This window comes from Brevundimonas sp. UBA5936 (assembly GCA_002430835.1).
Classification (GTDB): Bacteria; Pseudomonadota; Alphaproteobacteria; order Caulobacterales; family Caulobacteraceae; genus Brevundimonas.
The window spans coordinates 41,853-49,241 of the sequence record DJDA01000118.1; the positions used below are offsets into that span (position 1 = coordinate 41,853).

General features: G+C 67.7%; 11 protein-coding genes and 1 pseudogene. 4 read left to right on the forward strand and 8 right to left on the reverse strand.

All coding sequences use genetic code 11. The features are described from left to right. Positions 1-175: 175 nt before the first annotated feature. From B2Y21_RS12425 to B2Y21_RS12440, 4 genes are all read right to left on the reverse strand, one after another. Positions 176-748, reverse strand: coding sequence for an HNH endonuclease (locus B2Y21_RS12425; protein WP_292060181.1), 573 nt, complete (start codon positions 746-748; stop codon positions 176-178). Between the two features lie 136 nt (positions 749-884). Then, the gene (locus B2Y21_RS12430; protein ID WP_292060162.1) at positions 885-1,283 is read right to left on the reverse strand and encodes an ASCH domain-containing protein; all 399 of its coding nucleotides are present in this window, start codon (positions 1,281-1,283) and stop codon (positions 885-887) included. A gap of 21 nt (positions 1,284-1,304) precedes the next feature. Then, positions 1,305-1,967 carry a trimeric intracellular cation channel family protein gene (locus B2Y21_RS12435; RefSeq protein ID WP_087141527.1) on the reverse strand — a complete coding sequence of 221 codons (663 nt, stop codon included), beginning with the start codon at positions 1,965-1,967 and terminating at the stop codon, positions 1,305-1,307. Between the two features lie 62 nt (positions 1,968-2,029). Continuing rightward, positions 2,030-2,683: a DNA-3-methyladenine glycosylase family protein gene (locus B2Y21_RS12440; protein ID WP_292060166.1), complete on the reverse strand. Its 654-nt coding sequence runs from the start codon at positions 2,681-2,683 to the stop codon at positions 2,030-2,032. An 89-nt stretch (positions 2,684-2,772) separates the two neighbouring features. Here B2Y21_RS12440 and gluQRS point away from each other — a divergent pair, with 89 nt between their 5' ends. Then, positions 2,773-3,621, forward strand: a complete 849-nt coding sequence (gene gluQRS, locus B2Y21_RS12445; protein ID WP_292060168.1) for a tRNA glutamyl-Q(34) synthetase GluQRS — start codon at positions 2,773-2,775, stop codon at positions 3,619-3,621. A gap of 13 nt (positions 3,622-3,634) precedes the next feature. Here gluQRS and fliE read toward each other — a convergent pair whose 3' ends face one another. Genes fliE through flgB form a run of 3 tightly spaced genes read right to left on the reverse strand, consistent with a single transcriptional unit; the run spans position 3,635 to position 4,824 of the window. After that, complete coding sequence (gene fliE, locus B2Y21_RS12450) at positions 3,635-3,958, reverse strand: flagellar hook-basal body complex protein FliE (protein WP_292060171.1); 324 nt, start codon at positions 3,956-3,958, stop codon at positions 3,635-3,637. A gap of 13 nt (positions 3,959-3,971) precedes the next feature. Further along, on the reverse strand, positions 3,972-4,406 hold the full coding sequence (gene flgC / locus B2Y21_RS12455) for a flagellar basal body rod protein FlgC (RefSeq protein WP_003165923.1): 435 nt from the start codon (positions 4,404-4,406) through the stop codon (positions 3,972-3,974). 13 nt (positions 4,407-4,419) lie between these two features. Then, a complete protein-coding gene (gene flgB, locus B2Y21_RS12460) occupies positions 4,420-4,824 on the reverse strand; it encodes a flagellar basal body rod protein FlgB (protein WP_200168175.1) in 405 nt (134 codons plus the stop codon). Positions 4,825-4,976: 152 nt separating this feature from the next. Between flgB and B2Y21_RS12465 the strand changes: the two genes are divergently transcribed. From B2Y21_RS12465 to B2Y21_RS12475, 3 genes are all read left to right on the forward strand, one after another. Further along, positions 4,977-5,255, forward strand: coding sequence for a FliO/MopB family protein (locus B2Y21_RS12465; protein WP_046652103.1), 279 nt, complete (start codon positions 4,977-4,979; stop codon positions 5,253-5,255). Beyond that, complete coding sequence (gene fliP, locus B2Y21_RS12470) at positions 5,252-6,067, forward strand: flagellar type III secretion system pore protein FliP (protein WP_046652104.1); 816 nt, start codon at positions 5,252-5,254, stop codon at positions 6,065-6,067. The genes B2Y21_RS12465 and fliP overlap by 4 nt, the downstream gene beginning before the upstream one ends. Before the next feature lie 122 nt (positions 6,068-6,189). Further along, entirely contained in the window at positions 6,190-6,468 is a 279-nt protein-coding gene (locus B2Y21_RS12475) for an HU family DNA-binding protein (protein WP_200168177.1), read from the forward strand. Positions 6,469-6,542: 74 nt separating this feature from the next. Here the strand turns inward: B2Y21_RS12475 and B2Y21_RS12480 are convergent. After that, positions 6,543-7,389 (reverse strand): annotated as a pseudogene (locus B2Y21_RS12480) (hypothetical protein); the annotation flags it as partial.

The following is a 7,389-nucleotide window of genomic DNA, read 5'->3' on the forward strand; positions in this document are numbered from 1 at the left end:
TCGATCTCTCCTCGGGCCCACGAGGGGTCCCGTTTCTGGTCCCGGTTTTGGTCACCACATGGTCACCAGCCGGGAGGATTTCGGAGGATAATCGAGAAATCAGCGGTAAAAGAACGAACCCTGAACCTGCCCACCACAAGGGTGTTTGAGCCATTTCGAGCAACTGAAAAGAACCCTAAGGTTCGAGCTCTATGTCCCAATACAGGTAGTCAAGCCAGCTCTGGTGCAGGAAGTGGGGCGGAAAGCGCCGTCCCGCCTGCTGCAGCTGCCAGGCGCTGGGTTGGTGGGCGGTGCGGCGCAGGGGCATGTGCGCCTGACCGGGCGTACGGCCGCCCTTGCGCAGGTTGCAGGGACCGCAAGCGGCGACGATGTTCTGCCACGTCGTGCGCCCGCCGCGCGAGCGGGGGATGACGTGGTCGAAGGTCAGATCCTGGGACGTGCCGGGCGCGCCGCAATACTGGCAGGCGAAACCGTCGCGCAGGAAGACGTTGAAACGGGTGAAGGCCGGCTTGCGGTCCTGATCCACATAGGACTTCAGACAGACCACGCTGGGCAGCTGCATCTCCAGCGAGGGGCTGCGGACGACCTTGTCATAGGTGGCGACCACGTCGACGCGGTCCTGCCACACGGCCTTGACCACTTCCTCCCACGGCCACAGCGACAGAGGAAAATAGGACAAGGGCCTGAAATCGGCGTTCAGCACCAGGGCCGGAAAGCCGGACGGCGGGCGGGACAGGACCTGCATCAGGCCCTCCCGCTCATACGGGGGGTTATCGACGCGACAGGACTGAAGACACGTCTCCTTCCTTGGTCTGATGGCGAAACCCTACGCCTGATTCTCCCGCATCGCCATGACAGATACGGCGCGTTTTCGTGACGCGCCCCTAGAAGACCTCGACCAGTTCGAAGCGTTCGCAGACCACCTTCATGCCCGGCGCCCAGGTGCCTTCGCGGCGGTAATAGGCCTCATGGGCGTCGCGCCACCATTCGTAGGTCAGGTCGCCCTCCCCCTCGGCGCGGGCGAAGTCATCGCTGACCTGCTCGAAGGGCATGATCTCGACCTCGGTCGTGCGGATCGCGCAGCGAGGAACGCCGGCGCCGTCCAGAATGACGCTGACCTCGCCCACGGTCGGCATGATGTCGGCCTCGCATGACGCCAGCGACGAACAGGTCGCACGCTTGCCGCCGGCCAGCACCAGGGCCAGCAATTCATCAGCCAGTTCGGGGCTGTCGCCAAAGGGCCAACGGGGCGCGGCCGCATAGGCGGCGGGAAGGTCGTGCATCTGCGTTCTCGTCAGTTGGGTTCAATATCGCGAAGCGGCGGTCGGGAAGGCGGGCAGGCTCCAGCCCCACTTCAGGGCGCCGGCCCGCACGCCGAACCCGGCCACGACAGCCACCGCCACAGCGGGCCATGTGGGAAGGCTCACGGCCTTCAGTCCGACGAACAGGGCCGCCGAAACCAGGGCGGCGGTGATGTTCAGTTCGCGCCTCAGCAGGATGGAGGGCTGGTGCGCCAGCACGTCGCGCACGATGCCGCCGAAGCAGGCCGTCAGCACGCCCATGACGATGCAGATCAGCGGCGTCACGCCATAGGACGCCGCCTTGGCCGCCCCCATGACGCCATAGGCCGCCAGCCCCACCGCATCCAGCCACAGCAGGGCGCGGAAACGCCACGACCGCGACCCCAGCATCCAGAAGCCGACCGCCGCCACCATGCAGACAGCGACATAGCGCCAGTCCTGCACCCAGAAGACCGGCGCCCCGATCAACAGGTCGCGCAGGGTGCCGCCGCCCATGCCGGTCACGGCGGCGAAGAAGGCGAAGGTCAGGACGTCATGCTTCTCGCGCGCGGCGGCCAGGGCGCCGGTGGCGGCGAACACGGCCACCCCCGCAAAATCCAGCAGCGGCAGCACCGCAGCCGGGCGAACCAGGTCTGCGCCCGCGATCGGCTCCAACATCGTCATCATCCCCAGGGCGCCGCGCGGCGCCGTCTTCGGGGTCGCCCCCAGCCTTCATGAAATGCCGAAGGCTAGACGCCTTCGTCCAGCGCGATCTCGCCGCGCCGAACGCCACCATACCATCCCCAGAGCAAATGCGCCGCCACCCCGCGATGCGGCCGCCAGATCTCGGCGCGGGCATAGGCCTGTTTCTCGTTCGGACGGGCCTCGGCGCGGTCGGCCCAGCGCATGGCTTCCTGCAAGGCCACGTCTCCACCGGGGAAAACGTCCAGCCGCCCCTCGCAGAACATCAGAAAGGTCTCGGCCGTCCACTTGCCCACGCCCTTGATGGCGACCAGGGCGGCGATGGCCTCGACGTCGTCCAGCCGCTCCAGATGGTCGAAGTCGATATGGCCGTCGGCATGGGCGCGGGCGATCTCATGGCCGTATTTCGCCTTCTGCCCCGACAGGCCGAAGGTGCGCAGCGTCTCGACATCGCGCGCCAGCACGGCGTCCGGCGTCACCTGACCGTCCAGCCCCTCGACCACTCGCTTCCAGATCGAAGCCGCGGCGGCGACCGAGACCTGCTGCTCCACGATCATGCGGAACAGGCCCTCATAGCCGCCGGGCCGTAGCCGCCATTCGAACACGGGCGTCGAGGCGTGCGCCTTGGCCAGCGCCGGATCGGCGGCGGCCAGAGCCTCACGGGCTGCGGCGACGGAAGCAGGTGACGGAGCAAGGGCCATGCCGCCATGCTAGGCTGGTGCCCCGCCTCTCGAAAAGAGCCGTTCGCCGCTAGGTTCTGACCACGGCCGGAAACCGCTAGTCTGTTCTCATGTTCGCCACCCGCTTCGCCCCCTCGCCCACCGGCCACCTGCACAAGGGACACGCCTTTTCGGCTCTAACGGCGTCGCAGGCGGCGAAGGCGGCGGGCGGGCGCTTCGTGCTGCGGATCGAGGACATCGACCCGACGCGGTGCAGGCCCGAGTTCGAGGACGCGATCTACGAAGACCTCACCTGGCTGGGGCTGGACTGGGAGATGCCGGTGCGGCGCCAGTCCGATCACCTGGCCGACTACGCCGCCGTGGTCGCGGCGCTGGAGGGACGCGGCCTGCTCTATCGCTGCTTCCGCACGCGCAAGGAGATATTGGACGCCATCGGCGACGCGCCTCACGGCCCTGCCGAGGCGGCCCGCCCCGGCCCACACCCGCTGGAGGAAGAGGCCCGCTTTCTGGCCGAAGAACGCCCCTTCGCCTGGCGGCTGTCGCTGGATCGGGCGAAGGAGGCGCTGGGCGGCGCGGCGTGGGAGCGCTTAAGCTTCATCGAGGAAGGCTCAGGCCCCGATGGCGAGACCGGCGTGGTCAAGGCGCGCCCCGAGACGGCGGGAGACGTAGTGCTGGCGCGCAAGGACGCCGGGACCGCCTATCATCTGGCCGTGACGCACGACGACGCCCTGCAGGGGATCAGCCATGTCATCCGGGGCCAGGATCTGTTCGAGGCGACGCATATCCAGCGGCTGGTCCAGGCGTTGATGGACTGGCCTGCGCCCGTCTATCGCCACCACCGCCTGCTGGCCGGGCCGGACGGCCGTCGCTACGCCAAGCGCGACCGCTCGGTCACGCTGGCTGAACTGAGAGAGGGCGGACTGACGCCCGAGGCGCTGAGGGCGGAACTGGGGTTCTGAGACTAAACCGCCGTCAAATCGGCATCCGCATGATTTCCTGATAGGCCGAAATCACCTGATCGCGGACGGCCATGACCGTCTCCAGCGAAGCCTCGGCCGAAGAAATCGCCGTGACGACGTCGATCAGATTGCCCTGCCCCTGCACCGACTGAGCCATCTGGGTCTCGGCGGCGCGGGTCTGTTGCGTCGTCTGAGTCATGACGTTCTGCAGCAGATCAGCGAAGCCCCCGGCCGCGTCCGGGCCGGTGCTTGCAGCCGCATTGGCCGAGGTGGCGACATTGACGCCGCCCCCGCCCTGAACGGAGGCGTAGGCGCGGGCGGCCATGATGGGGTTCATGCCCTAGACCCTCTTACTTCTTGATGATGTCGAGGGTGCGGGAGTCCATGTTCCGCGCCGTCTCGATGACGTTCAGGTTGGCCTCATAGGCGCGCTGCGCCTCGCGCATGTCCATCGCCTCGACCAGGGTGTCGACGTTGGGCCGCTGGACATAGCCTTCCGCGTTCGCCGCCGGGTGCGAGGGGTCGTAGTCCATGCGGAAGTCGCTCTGGTCCGGCCGCACCTCGGCCAGGACCACGCCGGTCGCGCCGTCGACATTGCGGGCCTGGAACACCGGGGTCTGGCGGCGATAGGGTTGGCCGCCCGCGACGTTGGCCGTGGATTCCGCGTTGGCGATGTTCTCGGCGATGATGCGCATCCGCGACTGCTGCGCCTTCAGCGCGCTGGAGGCGACGGCCATGGCGGTGTTGCGCGGAGTGACGGGGCGACCGTTGATCGGATCAGGCATGGTTCAGTCTCCCTCAGGCCGCGGGCTTCTTGGCCGCCAGGCGGATCATCTGCATCGACTTCTGGTAGAAGCCGATGGCGGCGTCATAGGCCATGCGGCTCTCGGCCATCTTGAGCATCTGCTCCTCGACCACGACCGAGTTGCCGTCCAGCGTGGTCTCGGAATCCGGGGCGCGGGTCGCCTCGAACCGCGCGGCCTGGCCGGGCGGCGAGATGTGCCGGGCGTTGGTCGCCGTCATGCGCAAGGCCCCGCCCGTCCGCATCGCCTCGGCGAAATCGGTCGGCGTCTTCAGGTCGCGGGCGACATAGCCGGGGGTGTCGGAGTTGGCGACGTTCTGGGCGATCACGCGCTGGCGGTCGTCCAGCCAGCCCAGGCGGCCCTTGATCTGGTTCAGCAGCGGCAGGTCGGTGACGGACACGCGAATCCCTCGGACGGTGATCGGCAGAATTTGCCGCCTGCATGGTTAATATCTCGTATCCCTAAACGCGCCGTTAACCACGTCCGTTGAAACATGCCCCCGAAGCGCCGCGTCCGCGCGCCGCCGCCGTATGCGTCTGGGGCTGCATCCGCATGAACTTCCTCGATCTGTTCCGGGCGATCTTCGGCCTGGCCATCACCCTGGGCATCATCGGCCTGGCCGCCTGGGCGGCGCGGCGCTATGCGCCCGAAATCCTGGCCCGCTTCCAGGGACCGCAGGGCCAGGTGCGGCGCATGAAGGTGGTCGAGACCCTGGTGCTGGACCCGTCGCGCCGCCTGGTGCTGATCCGCGTCGATGACGAAGAACGGCTGATCCTGCTGGGCGAAGGCCGCGAACTGATCGAGCCCCGCCAGCCGGGAGGCGTGAAATGAAACGCCCCGCCCTGTTCGGCATGCCGACCCGCGACGAGCTGAAGCGCGCGGCCCTGCTGTCGCTGATCACCACCGCCCTGTGCCTGATCTGGCCGCTGGGCGCTCTGGCGCAGGAGGCGGCGCAGGGCGGATCGGCCATCAACATCGACCTGGGCAGCGGCGCCGGCCTGACGCAGCGCGTGGTGCAGTTGGTCGGGCTGATGACGGTGCTATCGCTGGCGCCGTCCATCGTCATCATGACCACCAGCTTCGTACGAATCGTCGTGGTGCTGTCCCTGCTGCGCACGGCGCTGGGGATGCAGCAGTCGCCGCCGAACGCCGTCCTGGTGTCGCTGGCCCTGTTCCTGAGCGCCATCGTCATGGGTCCGACGTGGCAGGACGCCTATGATTCGGGCATCCGCCCCCTCATGGATCAGCAGATGGAGCTGCCTCAGGCCTTCGATGCGGCGTCCGAACCGGTAAAAACCTTCATGCTGGCCCAGGTGAAGCCGGACGACCTGGCGTTGTTCACTCGCCTGTCGCGTGTGGAGGCCCCGGCGGACGTGCAGGATCTGCCCCTGCGGGTGGTCACGCCGGCCTTCATGATCAGCGAGTTGAAGACCGCCTTCACTATCGGATTTCTTCTTTTCGTTCCGTTCCTTGTGATCGATCTGGTGGTCGCCAGCGTGCTCATGTCCATGGGTATGATGATGCTGCCGCCGGTGGTGGTCAGCCTGCCGTTCAAACTGATCTTCTTCGTGCTGGTGGACGGGTGGCGGCTGGTCGCCGGAAGCCTGGTCGAGAGCTTCCAGAGAGCCTCCGGAACCGGATAAATCCCCAGCCTGCAAGGCCTGCGCGCTGATGCGGGCTTGCCAAGCTCCCCAAAACCGTCGTTGATCCCCCGGTCCTCGTCCGGCGCTTCTTTCCGGGCGACCACCATCGGGAAAATACCCTCATGACCACTCAAGCTGAACTGATCGCCGCCGTCGCCAAAGACGCGGGCGTGTCGCAAGCTGACGCCGGCAAGGTGCTGACCGCCATTGTCGAGAACATCCACAAGGCCCTGAAGGGCGGCGACGACGTTCGCATCTCGAACCTGGGCGTGTTCGACACGGCCGAGCGCGCCGAGCGCGAAGGCCGCAACCCGGCCACGGGCGCGACGATCAAGATCCCGGCCTCGAAGGCCGTGCGCTTCCGCGTGTCGAAGCCTCTGAAGGACGCCGTCAACGGCTAAGCCTTTCAGGCGCGTTCGATCCCCCTCGCGGGGATAGACGCAAAAGACCCCTCTCCCGTCGGGAGGGGGGTTTTTTATTGGGCGGCGCCGCTCTTGACCCGGAACTCGGCCTTGGTCTGGGCGATCCAGCCGGCATAGGCGTCGGCCCCGGCGCTGAGGGCGGCGAAGTCCTGCGGGCGGCCCGAGCCGTCGGCGCCGTCCAGTCCCGCCAAAGCCACCCGAATCGCGCCGGGCGAACGCGCCCCCTCGGCGAAGCGGGCGTAGTTCTTCGACAGTCGGTTCAGCGCGGCCGCGTCGCGCGCCAGGGAATAGCCCGCGCCTGCACGGATCAGGCGCGTCTCCTCGACCTCGCTGAGCGGCACGGCCGTCTCCTTCCAGCGGTCGCCCAGACGCTGTTCATAGAGGGCGGCGGCCGCCCCCCACTGTTGCTGCTTCCACAGGATGTCGGCGCGCACGTCCCGCGCGGCGGGCGAGGCGTCCTTGCCCAGCACCTCCAGCGCGTGATCGTAGCGACCCAGCTCCATCAGGGCGCGAGCCTCCAGCGCGCGGCGCTCCAGGTTCATCGCCGTCGGCAGCAGGGTCGTGCGCGACGACCACAGGGCCTTCAGCGCCTCTTCCGGTTGGCGGTTCATCAGATAGACGGCGGCCAGATTGGTCGAGACCTGGGCCTTGGCCACCCCGTCCAGTCGGTTCTCGGCCTGATACTTCAGCAGCTCAGCCGCCTGATCCAGCAGGTCGACGTCGATCAGGCGTCGGGCCAGGCGCCGCACCATCTCGTCGCCGTCGGCGCCCACAGGCGTCAGTTCGCGGAAGTCGAAGAACAGGGCCAGGGCCTGCACCGGCTGCAGGCCGTCGGCCGCGCCTTCGAGGAACAGGGCGCGGAAGGCGTTGTCGAGATCGGCCTGAAGCCGGTCGCCGCCC

Excerpts from the sequence above, each read along its gene's own strand:
- B2Y21_RS12430 (WP_292060162.1), bottom strand. The coding sequence starts at position 1,283 with ATGCACGACCTTCCCGCCGCCTATGCGGCCGCGCCCCGTTGGCCCTTT.
- B2Y21_RS12435 (WP_087141527.1), bottom strand. The coding sequence starts at position 1,967 with ATGATGACGATGTTGGAGCCGATCGCGGGCGCAGACCTGGTTCGCCCG.
- B2Y21_RS12440 (WP_292060166.1), bottom strand. The coding sequence starts at position 2,683 with ATGGCCCTTGCTCCGTCACCTGCTTCCGTCGCCGCAGCCCGTGAGGCT.
- gluQRS (WP_292060168.1), top strand. The coding sequence starts at position 2,773 with ATGTTCGCCACCCGCTTCGCCCCCTCGCCCACCGGCCACCTGCACAAG.
- fliE (WP_292060171.1), bottom strand. The coding sequence starts at position 3,958 with ATGAACCCCATCATGGCCGCCCGCGCCTACGCCTCCGTTCAGGGCGGG.
- flgC (WP_003165923.1), bottom strand. The coding sequence starts at position 4,406 with ATGCCTGATCCGATCAACGGTCGCCCCGTCACTCCGCGCAACACCGCC.
- B2Y21_RS12465 (WP_046652103.1), top strand. The coding sequence starts at position 4,977 with ATGAACTTCCTCGATCTGTTCCGGGCGATCTTCGGCCTGGCCATCACC.
- fliP (WP_046652104.1), top strand. The coding sequence starts at position 5,252 with ATGAAACGCCCCGCCCTGTTCGGCATGCCGACCCGCGACGAGCTGAAG.
- B2Y21_RS12475 (WP_200168177.1), top strand. The coding sequence starts at position 6,190 with ATGACCACTCAAGCTGAACTGATCGCCGCCGTCGCCAAAGACGCGGGC.